16 protein-coding genes and 1 pseudogene are annotated in these 16211 nt (G+C 72.2%); 8 read left to right on the top strand and 9 right to left on the bottom strand.

All coding sequences use genetic code 11. From position 1 onward, the window contains the following. Positions 1-81: 81 nt before the first annotated feature. The 3 genes from MTF65_RS03295 (at position 82) to MTF65_RS03305 (ending at position 1987) form a co-directional block, all read left to right on the top strand. Positions 82-585, top strand: coding sequence for a MarR family winged helix-turn-helix transcriptional regulator (locus tag MTF65_RS03295; RefSeq protein WP_243626670.1), 504 nt, complete (start codon positions 82-84; stop codon positions 583-585). Next, positions 582-1301 (top strand): DNA alkylation repair protein, encoded by a 720-nt coding sequence (locus MTF65_RS03300; RefSeq protein WP_243626671.1) that lies wholly within the window; start codon positions 582-584, stop codon positions 1299-1301. The genes MTF65_RS03295 and MTF65_RS03300 overlap by 4 nt, the downstream gene beginning before the upstream one ends. 188 nt (positions 1302-1489) lie before the next feature. Then, positions 1490-1987 (top strand): hypothetical protein, encoded by a 498-nt coding sequence (locus MTF65_RS03305; RefSeq protein ID WP_243626672.1) that lies wholly within the window; start codon positions 1490-1492, stop codon positions 1985-1987. Between the two features lie 69 nt (positions 1988-2056). Here MTF65_RS03305 and MTF65_RS03310 read toward each other — a convergent pair whose 3' ends face one another. After that, positions 2057-2671, bottom strand: a complete 615-nt coding sequence (locus tag MTF65_RS03310) for a dihydrofolate reductase family protein (RefSeq protein WP_243626673.1) — start codon at positions 2669-2671, stop codon at positions 2057-2059. A 67-nt stretch (positions 2672-2738) separates the two neighbouring features. Further along, positions 2739-3425 carry a maleylpyruvate isomerase N-terminal domain-containing protein gene (locus MTF65_RS30635; RefSeq protein ID WP_374207174.1) on the bottom strand — a complete coding sequence of 229 codons (687 nt, stop codon included), beginning with the start codon at positions 3423-3425 and terminating at the stop codon, positions 2739-2741. 112 nt (positions 3426-3537) lie between these two features. Between MTF65_RS30635 and MTF65_RS03320 the strand changes: the two genes are divergently transcribed. Further along, positions 3538-4530, top strand: coding sequence for a GlxA family transcriptional regulator (locus MTF65_RS03320; RefSeq protein ID WP_243626674.1), 993 nt, complete (start codon positions 3538-3540; stop codon positions 4528-4530). A 132-nt stretch (positions 4531-4662) separates the two neighbouring features. Continuing rightward, a complete protein-coding gene (locus MTF65_RS03325) occupies positions 4663-5286 on the top strand; it encodes an isochorismatase family protein (RefSeq protein WP_243626675.1) in 624 nt (207 codons plus the stop codon). A 36-nt stretch (positions 5287-5322) separates the two neighbouring features. On the opposite strand, the gene MTF65_RS03330 is transcribed toward MTF65_RS03325, so the two are convergent. The 5 genes from MTF65_RS03330 to MTF65_RS03350 all read right to left on the bottom strand — a co-directional run bounded on the left by MTF65_RS03330 (position 5323) and on the right by MTF65_RS03350 (position 10533). Beyond that, complete coding sequence (locus tag MTF65_RS03330) at positions 5323-5793, bottom strand: hypothetical protein (protein WP_243626676.1); 471 nt, start codon at positions 5791-5793, stop codon at positions 5323-5325. A gap of 176 nt (positions 5794-5969) precedes the next feature. Beyond that, positions 5970-7043, bottom strand: coding sequence for a serine hydrolase (locus MTF65_RS03335; protein ID WP_243626677.1), 1074 nt, complete (start codon positions 7041-7043; stop codon positions 5970-5972). A gap of 294 nt (positions 7044-7337) precedes the next feature. Next, entirely contained in the window at positions 7338-7850 is a 513-nt protein-coding gene (locus MTF65_RS03340; protein ID WP_243626678.1) for a pyridoxamine 5'-phosphate oxidase family protein, read from the bottom strand. 217 nt (positions 7851-8067) lie between these two features. Next, entirely contained in the window at positions 8068-9162 is a 1095-nt protein-coding gene (locus tag MTF65_RS03345) for an alkene reductase (RefSeq protein ID WP_243626679.1), read from the bottom strand. An 84-nt stretch (positions 9163-9246) separates the two neighbouring features. Beyond that, positions 9247-10533, bottom strand: coding sequence for an MFS transporter (locus MTF65_RS03350; protein ID WP_374207145.1), 1287 nt, complete (start codon positions 10531-10533; stop codon positions 9247-9249). A gap of 154 nt (positions 10534-10687) precedes the next feature. Here MTF65_RS03350 and MTF65_RS03355 point away from each other — a divergent pair, with 154 nt between their 5' ends. Next, a complete protein-coding gene (locus MTF65_RS03355) occupies positions 10688-13900 on the top strand; it encodes a BTAD domain-containing putative transcriptional regulator (protein WP_243626680.1) in 3213 nt (1070 codons plus the stop codon). Positions 13901-13938: 38 nt separating this feature from the next. Then, complete coding sequence (locus MTF65_RS03360) at positions 13939-14295, top strand: hypothetical protein (RefSeq protein ID WP_243626681.1); 357 nt, start codon at positions 13939-13941, stop codon at positions 14293-14295. On the opposite strand, the gene MTF65_RS03365 is transcribed toward MTF65_RS03360, so the two are convergent. Then, complete coding sequence (locus tag MTF65_RS03365; RefSeq protein WP_243626682.1) at positions 14237-14593, bottom strand: hypothetical protein; 357 nt, start codon at positions 14591-14593, stop codon at positions 14237-14239. The genes MTF65_RS03360 and MTF65_RS03365 overlap by 59 nt on opposite strands. Positions 14594-14603: 10 nt before the next feature. After that, positions 14604-15360 (bottom strand): annotated as a pseudogene (locus MTF65_RS03370) (LysR substrate-binding domain-containing protein); the annotation flags it as partial. A gap of 15 nt (positions 15361-15375) precedes the next feature. Here MTF65_RS03370 and MTF65_RS03375 point away from each other — a divergent pair. Continuing rightward, the gene (locus tag MTF65_RS03375; protein WP_243626683.1) at positions 15376-16203 is read left to right on the top strand and encodes an EamA family transporter; all 828 of its coding nucleotides are present in this window, start codon (positions 15376-15378) and stop codon (positions 16201-16203) included. Positions 16204-16211 lie beyond the last annotated feature (8 nt).

Below are 16211 nucleotides of genomic sequence, written 5' to 3' on the forward strand. Positions count from 1 at the left end.
CTCGAAGGCGATGTCCGCATCTGACATAATGATGCCATAGTGACAACATGTTGTCTGATTGAGTGGAGGTGAAACCTCGGGATGGCAGCGCAGGAACTGGCACTTCTCGTGGCCGACGTCTTCGAGGCCGCGGGCGCGTTGCGCCGCGCGGGCGAGGCGCTGGCGGCGGCGGAAGGGCAGACACAGGCCCGCTGGCAGCTGATGAGCGTGGTCAGCGAGGGGGCCCTGCCGGTGGCGCGGGCCGCGCGCCGTCTCGGTGTGGCCCGGCAGGGCGTGCAGCGCATCGCCAACGAGCTCGTCCACGACGGCCTCGCGGAGTACCGGGACAACCCCGATCACCGCACATCGCCCCTGCTCGCCCTGACCGACGCCGGCCGGCAGGCCCTGGACGCCATCACCGCCGGCGCCGCGGCCGCGCACCAGGCGATGGGCGAGGGGATCGCGGAGGACGACCTGGCGGCCGTACGGGCCCTGCTGCGACGACTGACGCGGCAGACCGACGACTGGACGGACACCGCCGTCGGACCGGTACGCGGTGCCCGACCGCCCGCCGGGACCGGGGTCAGGCGCGAGGGGGACGCATGAAGGCGGATACCGCCGCACCGGGCGGCCCGGTCGAGGACCTCCGCACCGCGTTGCGCGCGCTGGCCGATCCCGTCCGGGCCGACCAGCAGCGCACGTACCTGCACAGCGAGCTCACCCACCTCGGGGTTCGTATACCGGACTTGCGCCGCTGCGTCATCGACGCCCGCCGGACGATGGGGGCACTGCCCGGCCCGGACGCGCTGGCTCTCGCGCGGGATCTGTGGTCTCCGCCGGAGAGCGACGCGATCCCTGTGTACGAGTACCGCCGGGCAGCCGTTGAAGTGCTGGTGCAGTACCAGGGGTCGCTGAACGCCGAGGCCCTCAAGGATGTCGAGGACCTGTTGCGTGGGTGCCGCACCTGGGCGCTCGTGGATCCGCTGGCGGTCCACTGCGCCGGCGCCGTCGCCCTGCGCGACCCGGCCGCGGGCCCGGTGCTGGACCGTTGGATCACCGACCCGGACTTCTGGCTCCGTCGCTCCGCACTCCTCGCGCTGATTCCCGGTATCCGCGCCGGCCGACCCGACCCTGAACGGCTCACCCGTTACGCGGACATCGTGGTCGGCGAGCGGGAGTTCTTCCTGCGCAAGGCACTGGGCTGGGTGCTCCGCGAGGCCTCCACCCACCACCCGCAACTCGTCATCGGCTGGCTGGATCGCCACGGCGGCAACGTCGCCCCCCTCACCCGCCGAGAGGCCCTCCGCCGCCTCACCAAGTGAAAGGCAGCGCGGACGGTGCCGTCGCCCCGCCACGTACACGCATAACCTGCTCACCGTGTTGCGCTGGACGGGTGCTGCCGCACGGGGGTCTGAGCGCATCACCCGGACGCCGTGCCGGGTCATGCCGGCGTGACGGCGGTCGCCACGTTGACTTGCCGGAACAGAACGTTTCGAGAGGCAGGGTTGTCATGGTGAGGCGTGGTCTGGCCGGCGGAGTGGTACTGGTGATGGCGGTGCTGGGTACGGCGGGCTGCTCGGACGGTGACGGCCCCGCCTCGGATGCCGCGTCCAAGGCGGCCTCGGCGGTGAAGTCCGTAGGTGCCGAGGTCTCCTCCGCGGCCGCCGAGGCGGCGTCCGCCGCCGCGTCGGCGGCAGCGGTCGCCAAGGGCAAGCTCGACGAGATCAAGGACGGTGTCGACGCCAAGAATGACGTCACGCTCGGCGCGCCGTCGACCGACGGCGACGGGCACACGGTGGTCCCGGTGACGGTGAAGAACACCGACAGCTCGAAGAAGTCGTTCGCGGTGCAGGTGAACTTCAAGGACGAGAGCGGCAAGCAGCTCGACACGGTCGTGGTGACGATCACCGACGTCGCGGGGAACGCATCGGGGCAGGGCACCGCCCGCAGTACGCACAAGCTGTCGGGAACGGTCACGGCGGACTCGGACCGGGCTCTGCGTTATTGACGGGCGTCCCTCCATCCGGCCGGCCGGGGCCGTCGGCGCCCAGAACCTGAGCGAGGTGGAGTCGCCGGGCTACGGCTCGGTCTGGGAAAGGTGCGCCTTGGCGTCGTCGTACGTGGCCTCGCCGGGCGACGTGTCGGGGGCGTAGAAGAGGTTCAGCACCCCCGTCCTGAACGTCTCGGACGATACGAGCTTCAGCGCGATAGGAGCATCGCGTTCCTCGAACAGGCGCAGGCCCTTCCCGACGGCGATCGGGTGCACCAGGAGGTTCAGTTCGTCCAGCAGCCCCGCGGCCAGCAGCTGGCGGACGACGGAGACCGAACCGCTGATCCAGATGGGGGTGCCCGGGCCGCCCTTCAGCTCGGCGACCGCCTCGACGAGGTCACCGCTGAGCTGCTCGGAGTTCCGCCAGGTCAAATCGAGCTGCCGGTTCGACACGACGAACTTGCGGGCATCACCGAGCATCTTGGCAAAGGGGGCGTCTTCTCCGCCCGCCTCCTCCCTCCCGGGCCAGGCCCCCGCGAAACTGTCGTAGGTCCTTCGGCCCAGCAGCAACGTATCCGCCGTGCCGAGGGTGGCGTCGACGGCCGCTCCCATCTCCTCGTTGAAATAGGGGAAGTGCCATTGGTCGGGCGCCTCGACGACTCCGTCGAGGGCCATGAACAGCTGCGCGCTGATCTTCCTCATGCCGGCTCTCCACAACGATCGCGGCCATGTCCCGACCAAAGTAGACGACGCGGGCGGGTTGAACCGGTTACGCCGCCCGCGGGGTGCGGCCGGCGGAGGCTCGTCGTGCGGGGTGAAGGAGGCGACTGACGCCACGGGCCGCATCGCCTGCCGTCGCCCGCTGTCGGATGGGCCATGTGCGGCAAAAGGCCCCGGCCTCCAGAAGGAGGCCGGGGCCGGTATCGAGCGCTGGGCAGGCCTTGCACCTGCATTCCCCCACGGGAAGTGGGGTGTCTTTCCTTGGACCACCAACGCCAGTCCCGCCACCGGAGATTACGGCCGCGAGCTCAAGGTCAACTCTAGCGCATGAAGTCCGGGTGGCTAGCCGCCAGAGGTACGTCAGGTTCTCCTGGAGCTGGTGCCGGGCGACGGCACCGCAGGTCCGGGGCGACTGCGACGTACCCCACCACGTCCAGCAGCCGCGATCCGGGCCGGCCTCCCGCAGTGCGTCCAGTAGCTCCTGCGTCGATGCGGCCAACCAGGCCAGCAGGGCCTCGCGCTCCCGAGGCGCGGCCGGGGCGCCCGCCGACGCGGACTTGGCCGTGGCGACTGGCCCTGCGGCGACGGTGGCGGCCCAGGAGCGGCGCCCCTCGCCCAGGTGCCGCACCAGATCGAACAGCGTCCACTCGGGGCAGGTCGGTACCTGCACGTCGAGGCTGGGCGCGGAGGCGACCGCGGCGCGGAAGGCGGTCGATCGTTCGTCGATCAGTCGCAGCAGATCGGGGAACTCGGGCGAGGGCCGCGCCGCACCGTACGGGAGCCGCGGTGTCTGGATGTGACAGGGAATCGTCATTGCGGCCATGAGTCGCAGCGGTGAGGATCGGTGCATGCCCACTCCACACCGGGTCGTCATCGCGGTCTTCCCCGATGTCGATCTCCTCGACGTCACCGGCCCGGCCGAGGTTTTCGCGCTGGCCAACCGGGAGACCGCAGGCCGTGCCGACTACCAGGTCCGCCTCGCCGGGCCGGCCGCCGGACCGGTCCGTACCTCGGCGGGTGTGCGGCTGCTCGCCGACATGGCCTTCGAGGACGTCGGCGAGCAGGTGGACACCCTGCTGGTCCCGGGCGCGGTCGACACGACCGACGAGGGTCCCGTCGCCCGTATCGACAGCGCTGTCGTCGCATGGGTGAAGGAGACCGCCCCGCACGCCCGGAGGGTGGCGTCGGTATGCGTGGGTGCGCACGTGCTGGCCGCGGCGGGGCTGCTGGACGGGAAGACGGCGACCACCCACTGGTCGACCGCAGCCCAGCTCGCCGCCGACCACCCGGCCGTCACGGTCGACCCCGATCCGATCTTCGTACGGACCGATCGCGGTCGGCTCTGGACCGGCGCGGGGATCAGCGCCTGCCTGGATCTCGCCCTGGCCCTGGTCGCCGAGGACCTCGGTGAGCAGGCGGCCCTGTCGGTGGCCCGGCAGCTGGTGATGTACCTCAAACGACAGGGTGGCCAGAGCCAGTTCTCCGTACCGCTCAGCCATCCCGTCGCCACCCGTCGGGACATCGACGAGCTGCGGCTGTGGATCGCCGACCACCTCGACGAGGACCTCTCCGCGGGGGCCCTGGCCGCCCGGATGTGCCTCAGCGAACGGCACTTCGCCCGCGTCTTCAAACAGGAGACGGGCACCAGTCCCGCCGCCTACGTCGAAGCGGCCCGCATCGAGGTGGCCCGGCGACTGCTGGAGACCACCGACAGCCCGCTCGACCAGGTCGCGGCCGCGGCCTGGCTCGGCTCGGCGGAGACCCTGCACCGGGCGTTCAGGCGGCAGCTCGCCACGACCCCGGCGGCCTATCGCCGCCGCTTCCGCACGCAGGCCACCTGACCTGCCCTATCCCCCATCCAGCCCTGTCCCCTGGCATGTCTGCGAGGCGGAGGGCTTCGCCGTGCCTCAAACCCTCCCTCCGCTCCGATCCAGTTCCATCCAGTTCCATCCAGTTCGATGAAAGGCTTCCTGATGAGCACGAACACCCCCTCCACGACCCTGCGCGACGTGAGCGGACAGGACAACCAGCCGCCCCGGCTGAGCGAGTCCGTCCTGATCATGATCGACTTCCAGAACACCTACCGCAGCGGCGTGATGGCCCTGGAGGGCGCCGAGGAGGCCCTGGCGGCGGCGGCCCGTCTGCTGGAGCGCGCCCGCGCCGCGGGCACCCCCGTCGTCCACGTCGTGCACGACGGCGGCGAGAACACCCCTTACGACATCCGCGCCCACATCGGCGCCATCAGCAACGGCGTCGCGCCGGTCGAGGGGGAGCCGGTCGTGGTCAAGCGTTTCCCCAACTCCTTCCACGCCACCGAGCTGGAGAAGACCCTGTGCGACCTGGGCTTCGCCCCGGGCAGCGGAAAGGACCTGGTGCTGGCCGGGTTCATGACGCACATGTGTGTCACGTTCACCGCCGAGGGCGCCTTCAACCTCGGCTACCGGCCCACCGTCGTCGCCGAAACCACGGCCACCCGTACGCTCACCGCGCCGGACGGCACCGTCCTGCCCGCCACCGCCCTCCGGACCGCTGCCCTGACCACCATCACGGACGTGTTCGGCTTCGTCGTTCCCACCGTCGACGCCCTCCCCGCCTGAGCGGTACGAGGTATGCGGTACGCGGCCAGGGCCCTGTCAGTACACGAGCTTGTAGGTCACGTCCTTGGGGACCGGGGCCGGAGCGGTGTCGGTGTAGAGGAGGCGGATCGTCGTGAAGCGTTGCACGTCGGGGTGGGCGGGCCAGGGCTCCGGATCGCTCAGGGTCACCGTCACCGGGTAGGGACGGAACCGGCCCGCCGCGCAGTAGGGGCGGCAGTCGTTCACCATGTCGGTACCGGTGGCCGTCGCGGTGCGCGGCCCCCAGCTGTTCCAGCGGAGCCTGACGAGGCGGTTGTTGCCGTCGCCGCAGGCCAGCAGGTACTCCTCGGGCCGTACCTGGGCCCCGGAGAAGCAGTCGACGACGACCGGATCCGGCGTCGCGCCGCCGGTTTGCGCGGAGGCCGGGACCGCGGCTGCCGTGAGGGCCGCCGCGCACAGCAGGGCAACCGTCCGGATCCTGGGCCGCCGGGGCGTCCGAGCGGGCCGGCTTGCTCCTGAAGCGTCCACGAGGCCTCCTCGCCTTCGTTCCCGCCGCCCACGCCTCGGCAGCCATGGCAACCATGGCCAGCTTCCACCATCCGGACGCATCGCGCACCCGCTGGAGCGGCGACGGACGGTGGGCCGGCTGGAAGGAGATCCCGCGGCCGGCCAGTCCGGTCACAGCGCCATCCAGGAGGTGCGGTTCAGCGGCACAGGGCCGTGTCCACGACGCCATCGAGATGCTTCGTGGCCGCTCCGTCGGTCGGGATGCTGGTCACCACGACGCCGGCGGCGCGGCCGTCGTCGGTGACTCCGCCCCGGGTCTCGTATCCCGTGATGTCACCGCCGTGGCCCCAGTAGACACCGCCGCACGACAGTGGCCTGCTCATGAGCCCCAGTCCGTAGCCGGCGCCGGTGTCCCCAATGGGGACGGTGGTGCGCATCTGGGTGAGCTGGGCCGTCGGGAGGAGGCGTTCGGGGGTCAGGAGCGCGGTGAAGAACCGGTTGAGGTCGGAGTTGGTGGAGATCATCTGGCCTGCCGCCCAGCCCGCGGAGGGGTCTATTTCCGTGAAGTCGCCTAGAGGCTCGCCTGCCGCGTCCCTGTGGTAGCCCTTGGGATGGGATTCTCGGATGGTCATGTCACCGGGAGCGGGGAAGTAGGTGTGGCGCAGCCCGATGCGCTTGATGACGCGCCGGTCTATCTCCTCGGCGAGGGGCCGGCCGGTGACCTTCTGGATGATCAGGCCGGCCAGTACGTAGTTCGTGTTGCTGTACGCCCATTTCTTCCCGGGGGCGAAGTCGGCCTTGCGCTGGAGAGCGATATCCAGGAGGTCGCGGGGTTCGAAGTACCGGTGCTGACGGATGCCGTCTTCGACGAGGTCTTCGTATTCGGGAAGTCCGCTGGTGTGCTGGAGGAGTTGACGGACGGTGATGTGGCGTCCGTCGATCCCCTCCCCGCGGACGAGGCCCGGCAGATGGCTGTCGACCATGGTGTCGAGGCCGATCTTCCCTTCACCGACCAGTTGCAGCACGACCACCGCGGTGAACGTCTTGGTGTTGCTGCCGATCCGCACCTGACCGTCAACCGGCACCTTCGAGCCGGTGGCCAGGTCGCCCACCCCTGCGGTGTAGGTACGGGTGCGGCCCTCACGGTCCCTGACGGTCGCCAGCGCGGCGGGCAGGCCATCGGAGTGCACCAGCGCGCTCAGGCCCTGCTGGACGGCGTCGGGCCTGGCGGCGGCAAACGCCGCGGGCGGTGCCAGGACACTCATCGTCATGACACCCACGGCCACCGCGGCCGCGGCCGACACGGCTCGGCGTCGACCGCCCCGCTGCCGCCGCCCGGAAGAACGAAACCTCTGCCATGCTGCCTGCTCACGCACGAGCCAACTCCTATGGAATCGTTGGGAAACCAGCGGTATGCGCCAGGCCCAACATTTCCGGATGCGGCCGCCCGGGACGCTCCTGCTGCCCGCCCAAGTCCAGGTGGGGCTAACCCCCCGGTATGCCCGGCCGATGGGGAACGGGGGCGAGAATGAACGCCCTGGCGGCCGTGCCCGCGGCGGGCGGGTTTATGAGAAGCGCCACCTGGTCTGGCTGTGAGGGGCTTTGCCGAAGCCGAAGACCGTGCGGGGCCTGACCTCGAAGACCAGGGCCTCGCCGGCGCCGGGGTTGACGAACGTGCCGTTCCGGACGTCGAAATGCCACTCGGCGCCGTACTTCGCCTCCCAGGCCTCGGCGAGAGGACGTAGCCGGTTCTCGGCGGCCACCCGTACCGCGTCGCCCTCGACGACCAGGTCGTAGCCCTCGCGCAGGCGGTTGCAGCCGGTGGTGAGGACGACGGCCGGGTTCGCGGCGAGGTTCTTCGCCTTGCGTTCCTGCTCCCCGGTGCAGAAGTACAGCGCGTTGTCGTCCCATACGCCGGTCAGCGGGGTGGTGTGGGGACGGCTGTCCGGTCGTACGGTGGTGAGCCAGTACACCTCGGCCTCCGCCAGGCGGGCGGCGGCAGCCGACCACGCGGTGGCGGTGGCGTGTGCGTCGCTGTAGCGCTCGTCGAGCTCCGCCTCGGGTCCGGTGTCGGGCATGGGGCCCTCCCTTCGGCCGCAGTCTCGCGCAGCGTGGTCGGCTGCCGGCGGCGGCATGCGCAGGCTGTGCGGAGGAGAACCTGGTTGGCCGCACCGGCCGGGAGAATCCAGCCTGCGGAGCGGTGCGGTGCGGAGCCGCGGCGAGCAGACCCCGGCCCAGGCGGGGCGGGGCGGGGCGGCCCACGGCTCGCCCCCGGCCTCGCCGGGCGCGGGCCCGTCAGTGCACCAGTGCGTCGGCCAGCATCGGATAGTCCGTGTATCCGGTCTCGCCGCCGACGTACATGAGGTACGCCTCCCGGACCTGGTTGACCGGGGCACCGGTCCGCAGCCGTTCCACGAGGTCGGGGTTGGCCAGGAAGGGACGGCCGAGCGAGATCAGGTCGGCTCCGGCGGCCAGCAGCCGCTCCCCCGCGGCGCGGCCGCCGTCGGCGGGCAGCGGCTGTCCCCAGCCGAGCACCGGATTGGCGATCAGTGTGCCGCCCCAGGCCCTGCGCACCTCGTGGAAGAGCGGCTGGTCGGGGTCGGCGAAGACCACGTGCACGTAGGCGAGCCCGCGTCCGGCGAGGGCGTGCACCAACGCCGGGTAGATCGCGCTCGTATCCCCCTCGTCCATGCCGTTGGCGGTGACGCCTGGGGAGATCCGCACGCCCACGCGCTGCGGCCCGATCGCGGCGGCGACCGCCTCGACCACCTCCACCAGGAAGCGGATCCGGTGGGCCACCGGGCCACCGTAGGCGTCGGTTCGCCGGTTCGTGCCCTGTCCCAGGAACTGGTGGAGGAGGTAGCCGTTGGCGCCGTGGACCTCGACCCCGGCGAAGCCCGCCGTGATCGCGTTGCGGGCCGCGGTGGCGAAGTCGGCCACCGTGGAGCGGATCTCCCGCAGGGTCATCTCGCGCGGCTCCACGGCGGGTCGTGGGCCGGCGGCGGTGTGGACCGTGTCGGGGAGCGGTACCGGTGAGGGAGCGAGCGGCGTGTGACCGCTGTTGTCGGGGTGGCCGACGCGGCCGCCGTGCTGGAGCTGGAGGAACATCCTGCCGCCCGCGGCCCGGACGGCGCCGGTGACGCGCCGCCACCCGGCGATGTGTGCGGCATCATAGATCGCCGGGATGTGGGGGTACGTGAGTCCCACCGCGTTCGGCGTTGCCGCCTCGGCGATGATCAGCCCGGCGGAGGCGCGCTGGGCGTAGTAGGCGGCCATCAGCTCTGTCGGAACGCCGTCGGCGCCGGCCCGGTTTCGGGTCATCGGGGCCATCACCAAGCGGTTCGGCAGGTGGAGGTCACCGAGGTGGGCGGCTTCGAAGAGGTCGGTCATGGTCGTTTCCGTTTCCGTTTCCGATTTGGTTTTTCCGTGGGACGTGGTCGGGACGTGCGCCGGCCGTACTGGCCGCGTGCCGGATCAGGCGGCGGCGCGGGCGGGGAATCCGTGCCGTCGGGCGGTGAGCACCAGGGCCAGGACCGGTATGAGGAGCAGCAGCACCGCCCACGGCAGGGAGCCGGAGCCGCCCAGTTCGAGCAGCGCCCCTCCCAGCACGCCCCCACCGGCCATGGCCACGTTCCAGAGGGTGACGAGCGTGGCCTGCACGGCGTCGCCCGCGCCGGGAGCGGAAGAGGAGTCGGGAGCGGCATCGGCGGCATCGGCGGCGTCGGCCGCGGCGGTCTGCAGCAGCGTCGGCACGCCGCCCCAGCCCAGCCCCCACAGGGCCGCCGCGAGGTAGACGGGAATCGGGCCGCCGGCGGAAGCGGTCAGCAGCGCGGCGGCCCCGCCCACCAGCAAGGTCGCGGCGAGCGTGAGGACCCGCGCGTGGCGGTGGATGCCGGTTCCGACGACCCAGAGGCCGGCGAGTGAGGCGGCGCCGAAGACGAGCAGCACGCGGTCGGTGGAAGCCCCCATGCCGAGGCCGCCGAGGAAGGCAGCGATGTAGGTGTAGAGCACGGTGTGGGCGAGGACGAAGACGACGGTGACGGCCAGCACCGGCACCACCCCCGGGATCCGCAGCGCCCCCGGCCTGGGCGCCCGCCGGCGCGTGGCGGCACCCGGCTGGGCCGGCTGGCTGGGCGCGGGCCGGGCTCCCGGCAGGTCGGGCACGGCTGCGGCGATCCAGCCGAGCAGCCCCACGGTGAGCACGGTCATGGCCAGGAAGGCCGTCCGCCAGCCGAGGGTCCGTCCGAGCAGCGTCCCGGCGGGCACTCCCAGCGACAACGCGACCGGGATCCCGGCCATGGCGAGTGCGACGGCCTTGCCCTGGAGGTGGGCGGGGGCCAGTCGGCGCGCGTACCCGGCCAACAGGGCCCACGCCAGTCCGGCCGCCACCCCGGCGACGAACCGCGCCCCCATGGTGAGCGTGTAGTGCGACGACAGGGCCGTCACGGTGTTGGCCGCCCCGAAACCGACCATGGCGGCCATCAGCAGCCGCTTGCGCCGCACCCCGGCGGTAGCCACCGTCAACGGGATCGCGGTGAGCGCGGTCCCGGCCGCGTAGACGGTGACGGTCTGCCCCGCCGCGGACTCGCTGACCCCGAGGTCCCCGCCCATGGCGGGGAGCAGGCCGGCCGGCAGCGTCTCGGTGAGGCTGGTCACGAACACGGCCGTGGCCAGCGCCAGCAGCGCCACCACCGGAAGCTTTCGCTCCACGGCTTCCACGGGAGCGGTGGCTCGTCCCACCACCACCTCACTCATAACCATCTCGACCTCCGTTGTACTCGTCCGTCAAGAGCACTGTGCGTGGCGGCACTTCGGAACCGCTGACGGACGGCTGACGGACCGCTGACGGGCGACCTGACGGACCGGTGACAGCCACCCCGACGGCCCGACGGCGCCGTTGTGTACGGTGATCCACATGCGGTTCGGGGTGCTCGGTCCACTGGCGGTGTGGGACGACGAGGGGAAACCGGTCAGAGTGCCGGAGGCGAAAGTCCGAGCGCTGCTGGCCGACCTCCTCCTGCACGAAGGACGGACCGTCTCCGCGGAGCGGCTCATCGACGACCTGTGGGGCCGGGCATTGCCGGGGAACCCCGCCAACGCCCTCCAGGCCAAGGTCTCCCAACTGCGCCGGGCCATCGGCCGGGACCGCGTGGTGCGTCAGCCGCCCGGCTACCGCCTGCGCGTGGACGCGGATACGCGGGACGAGATCGACGCGGGCAGGTTCCGGTCCCTGGCGGAGCGGGCCCGAGGCGTCACCGACCCGCAGGCCCGGGCGGACCTGCTCACCGATGCGCTCGCAATGTGGCGGGGACCGGCGTACGCCGACCTCGCGGACGAGGACTTCGTACGGGCGGCCGCGCAAGGACTGGAGGAGCAGCGGATCGCCGTCCTGGAGGAATGGACACAGGCCCGCCTCGATGCGGGCGATCACGTCCTGCTGAGCGGGGAACTCGCCGACCTGGTGGCCCGGCATCCGCTGCGTGAGCGGCTGCGCGCCCTCCACCTGCTCGCCCTCTACCGCGCGGGGCGCACGCAGGAGGCCCTGATCGCGTACGCGGACCTGCGCGAGCGCCTCGCGGAGGAACTCGGCCTCGACCCGAGCCCCGAACTGACCGCCCTGCACGCCTCGATCCTGCGCCAGGACGCCTCTCTGACGCCCGACCAGCGGCAGCCGGCGGGCTCTGGGAGCGCGGGCGCGACGCACGGCGAAGGGCCAGGAGAGGAAGAGGAAGAGGAACGAGGCAAGGGACGGGGACGGGGACGGGGACTGGGACAGCGGCGGAGGGAGGGCCGGGGAGAGCCTGACAGAACCGCCGAGTCGAACCTTCCCGCCCCGCTGACGTCACTGATCGGCCGCGGCGACGCGCTCGACGCCCTCGCGAACCTCCTCACCGGGGCCCGCCTGGTCACGCTCACCGGCCCCGGCGGCGTCGGCAAGACCCGCCTCGCGATCGAGGCGGCCGGCCGTCTCGCGGGGGCCGCCCCCGACGGAGTCCCGGACGACGTGCCGAACGAAGCCCCCGACGAAGTCCGGCTCGTCGAACTCGCCGGCCTGCGCGGCGACGCGGCCGACCTCGCCCAGGCCGTCTCGGCGGTCCTCGGAATCCGCGACCCCGCACGGCTCGCACCCGCGCTGCGTGACCGGCGGACCCTGCTCATCCTCGACAACTGCGAGCACGTGGTGGACGCGGTGGCCGAGCTCACCGCCGGCCTCCTGGCCGCAGCGCCCGCACTGCGCGTCCTGGCCACGAGCCAGGAGCCGCTGGCCCTCTCCGGTGAGGTCGTGGTCCCCGTCGGCCCCCTCGCCCCGGACGCCGCCGCGGAACTTTTCACGGCGCGGGCCAAGGAGGCGTCCCCCGGCTTCACCGTCACGGAGTCCTCGGCTGCCCTCGTCGCCGAGCTCTGCGCGCGCCTGGACGGTATCCCCTTGGCCCTCGAACTCGCCGCGACCCGGGTCCGCGCCCTTGGTCTCGAAGAGCTCTCCGCCCGCCTGGGCGACCGGTTCCGTCTCCTCGGCGCCGGCCGACGCGGCGTCCCGGCACGCCAGCAGACCCTGCGCGCGGTGATCGACTGGAGTTGGGAGCTGCTCAGTGCGCCCGAGCGGACCGTCCTCGCCCGCCTGTCCGTCCACCCCGACGGCTGCGCCCTCGACGCGGCGGAGGAGGTCTGCGCGGGCGACGGCATAGCCCGTCAGGACGTGCTCGACCTCGTTACGCGCCTGGTCGACCGTTCGCTGATCGTTCCTGGGAACGGGCGCTTCCGGTTGCTGGAATCGGTATCGGCTTATGCCCAGGAGCGACTGGCGGAGTCCGGAGAAGGTCCTGCCGTGCGGGCCCGACACCTGGGCCACTACCTCGCACTGGCCGAAGCCGCCGACCGGCATCTTCGCGGCCCCGACCAGCGCACCTGGCTCGCCCGCCTCGACGCTGAGGCCGCGAACCTGCGTACGGCCCGCGCGACGGCGGCCGGGACGCCCGACGCGGCCCGCCTCGCCACCGCCCTCACCTGGTGGTGGCTGGTGCGCGGCCGCCTGACCGAGGCCCACCGCGCCCTGTCGGAGATCCGCGAACTGCCGCTGCTGGAGCGGAGTTTCGCGCTCCTGACGACGGCAGCGCAGTCTGCTGGGGCGAAGACGCGGGTGGAAGACGGCACGCAGGGGCTCTTCGTGTGGCTGTCGGCGTACGCCCTGGCCCAGGCGGGCGACCCCGAGGCGAGCGAGCAGGCCAACGAGCGTGCCCACGCGCTGTTCACGGCGGCCGATGACCGGTGGGGCGTCGCCGCGACACTCGCCCTGCGCGCCACCCTGGCCCACCACCGCGGGGACCTGACGACCATCCGGCAGGACGGCGAGCGCGGCGCCGCGCTGTTCCGTGAGCTCGGGGACAGGTGGGGCGAACTCCAGACGGTCCCGGCCCTGGCAAGCCTGGCCGAGATCAAGGGCGACTACCCACGGGCCACCCGGCTGCACACCGAGGGTCTGCGTATCGCCGAAGACCTCGGCCTGGAGGCGGAGGTCGCCGCCCGGCTGTCCAGCCTGGGCCGCCTGGCCCTCCTCGCCCACGACTGGGACCGCGCCCGCGCCCTGCACGAGAGGGCCCTGCGCCTGTCCACGGCCCAGGGGTACAAGTACGGGGAGATCCACGCCCTGATGGGCCTGGCCCTCGGTTCGCGCCGCTCGGGGGACCTGGACGCGGCCGAGGCCCACCTCCTGCGCATCCGCGACGCCGATGTGTCCTCCGCGATCGGCGAGCATCTTCTGGCGGCGGAACTCGGCTTCACCGCCGAGTTGCGCGGCGACGCCCCGGGGGCACGCGAACACCACCTGCGCGGGCTGGACACCGCCATGACCCTGGCGCAGCCGCGCGCCCTGGCGCTGTCGCTCGAAGGGCTCGCGGGCGCGGCAGTCCTCGCGGGCTACCCCGCCGACGGAGCGCTGCTCCTCGGCGGCGCCCACACCGCCCGTGACACGTCCGGCGCCCCGCTCCCCCCGGCCGAGCGCACCGACGTGGACCGCATCACGGCGGCAGCCACCGCCGCCCTCGGCCCGGCCGCCTTCGCCCAGGCGTTCCGCTCGGGTGCCGCACTGCCGCCGGACCGGCTCGCCGTAGTGGCCCGCCGGAGTTCGTGAGATCGCGGCTACGCGGCTGATGGTGCGCGCAGGACGCTGTGCACGCCCCCGTCTGGTCCCGGGTGACGGCCCGGGCCATCATCGGCCACGGGGCCGACACCCTCTTCGGAATGCCCTCCTACGTGTGGCAGCTGCTGCACGCGGAGGCGGACGCGCTGCGCGCGTACGGAGACCTGCGCAAGGTCTTCTACGGCGGCGAGCACTTCGCGCAGGAGCAGCAGCGCACTCTGAAGGCCACGTTCGGCATCGAGGCGGCCCGCCGGCCCTGGTCCGGCGACCAGGGCCGGCGGAGGTCGGGGACGGTAGGGGACGGCAGGGGGCCGTCTGTCGCCGGGGTCAGATTCCGGGTCCGTAGCCGGGGTCCGGGTGCTGGCGGGGGGTCCACCACTCGGTGAGGCCCCACACGCCGAGCGCGAGCGTGGCCACGGCCGCAAGTGCCGCGACCCAGGGGCGCTGCCCCCATCGCGTGGCCAGAGCCCAGGCCGAGAGCGGGATCAGCGTGCCGCCGAGCACGATGAGCGGCAGATCGACGAAGAGCACGCTCAGGTCACGGGCATGGCCCTCGAAGCCACCGTCGATACTGAACGCGGCCCGCGGCGCCCACACGAGCACCGCGGTCGTCGCGCCGAGGCCGGCGACGAGGCATCCGGCGGCGCCCCCGGCCTCCGCATTCGTACCCGTGGTCCGTCTCATTGATTTCCCCTCATGCCCGCGACAGACGCGGAGGCCCGGTGCGCGGTTCCGACGGGATGTCGAGAGTGGCGAGGAAGGCGGTGGCCGCGGGCGTGCGGGTGACGCGGCTCCGGATGACGTATTCGACGCGGGTCGGCGCGTCAGTGACCTCGATGGCGGTTACGCCGGTGAGCTGAGGCACGTAGGCGGAGGGGAGCATGGCGATCCCGAGGCCCTGCCCCACCAGTCGAGCCATGATGAAGTCCACGGTGGTCACTTCGAAGGCGACGTCGCGGCTGAGACCAGCGGCTGAGAAAGCTTGGTCGGATTGGACACGTCCCGCCGTGCCGGCCGGAAGGTCTACGAACACCTCGGAAGAAAGCCTGCGAAGGTCGACCGCTGATTCCTCGGCGAGTGGATGGTCGGGCGCGACCCCGGCGACGAGTCGGTCACGGGCCAGTTCGTGGGCGGCGACACCTTGAGGCCGCGCTGTGGTCGGCAGCCCGAGGAAGGCCACGTCGATGGCTCCTTGCTCGACCTGCTCGACGAGGTCCTCGCTCGCGCCCACCCGCAGGCCGATACGCACATGTGGGTACTGCCCGGCGGAAGTCACGCAGCGCAGCCGGGATGTCGACCGCGGCGACGGTCGGGATCAGGCCCACGGCGAGCCGTCCGCGTACCTCGCCGACGGCTGCGGCGACCTCAGCGGCTGCGCGCTCGGCGGCGTCCAGGCACTGGCGGGCGGCGGGAAGGAACGCCGCACCGGCCGGTGTCAGCCGCACCCGGCGACGGCGCTCCCTCCCGTGGCGTGGGGCACGACCTATGTCGTCACCACCGAGCTTCTCCCGCCGGGACACCCACTGTTCGCGGGACTTCTGCGTGCGTTGCCCGCCGGCCTGATCGCGCTGGCGATCACCCGGATGCTGCCGCGCGGAGCGTGGTGGGGGAAAGCCGCCACGCTGGGCGTGCTGAACATCGGACTCCTCTTCCCGCTGCTGTTCATCGCGGCCGAACGCCTGCCGGGAGGCGTTGCCGCCACCCTGGCGGCGGCCCAGCCGCTCATCGTCGCCGTCCTGGCCGTGACAGTCCTCCGCGAGCGCCTGTCCGCTTGGCGCCTGGCCTGGGGACTGACCGGCGTGGTCGGCGTCGGCTTGGTAGTGATGGGGCCGAATGCGGCACTCAACCTCGTCGGCATCGTGGCGGGCCTCGGCAGCGCGGCCACGATGGCGCTCGGCGTGACGCTCACCAAGCGCTGGGGACGTCCGGCCGAGGCCAGTCCCACCGCTTTCGCGGGATGGCAACTCACCGCCGGGGGCCTGTTCCTGGTGCCCGTCACCTTTCTTGCTGAGGGGCCGCCACCTCCCTCAGTCGAGCTGACGGCCGCCCTGGGATACCTCTGGCTTGGTCTGGTCGGCGGTCTGATCGCCTACGTCCTGTGGTTCCGCGGCGTCACCACATTGCCCGTCAACTCTGTCGCGGTTCTCGTCCTGCTCTCGCCGCTGGTCGCCGCCGCCCTCTGCGCCGTCCTGCTCGGCCAGACATTCGGTCCGATCCAATGTGCGGGGTTCGGACTCTCCCTCGCCGCGATCGTCGCGGGCCAGCTTCCCGTACCCACCCGCTCTCGCGACTGAGATCCACC

It is taken from the genome of Streptomyces sp. APSN-46.1, from assembly GCF_022815725.1.
Lineage (GTDB): Bacteria > Actinomycetota > Actinomycetes > Streptomycetales > Streptomycetaceae > Streptomyces.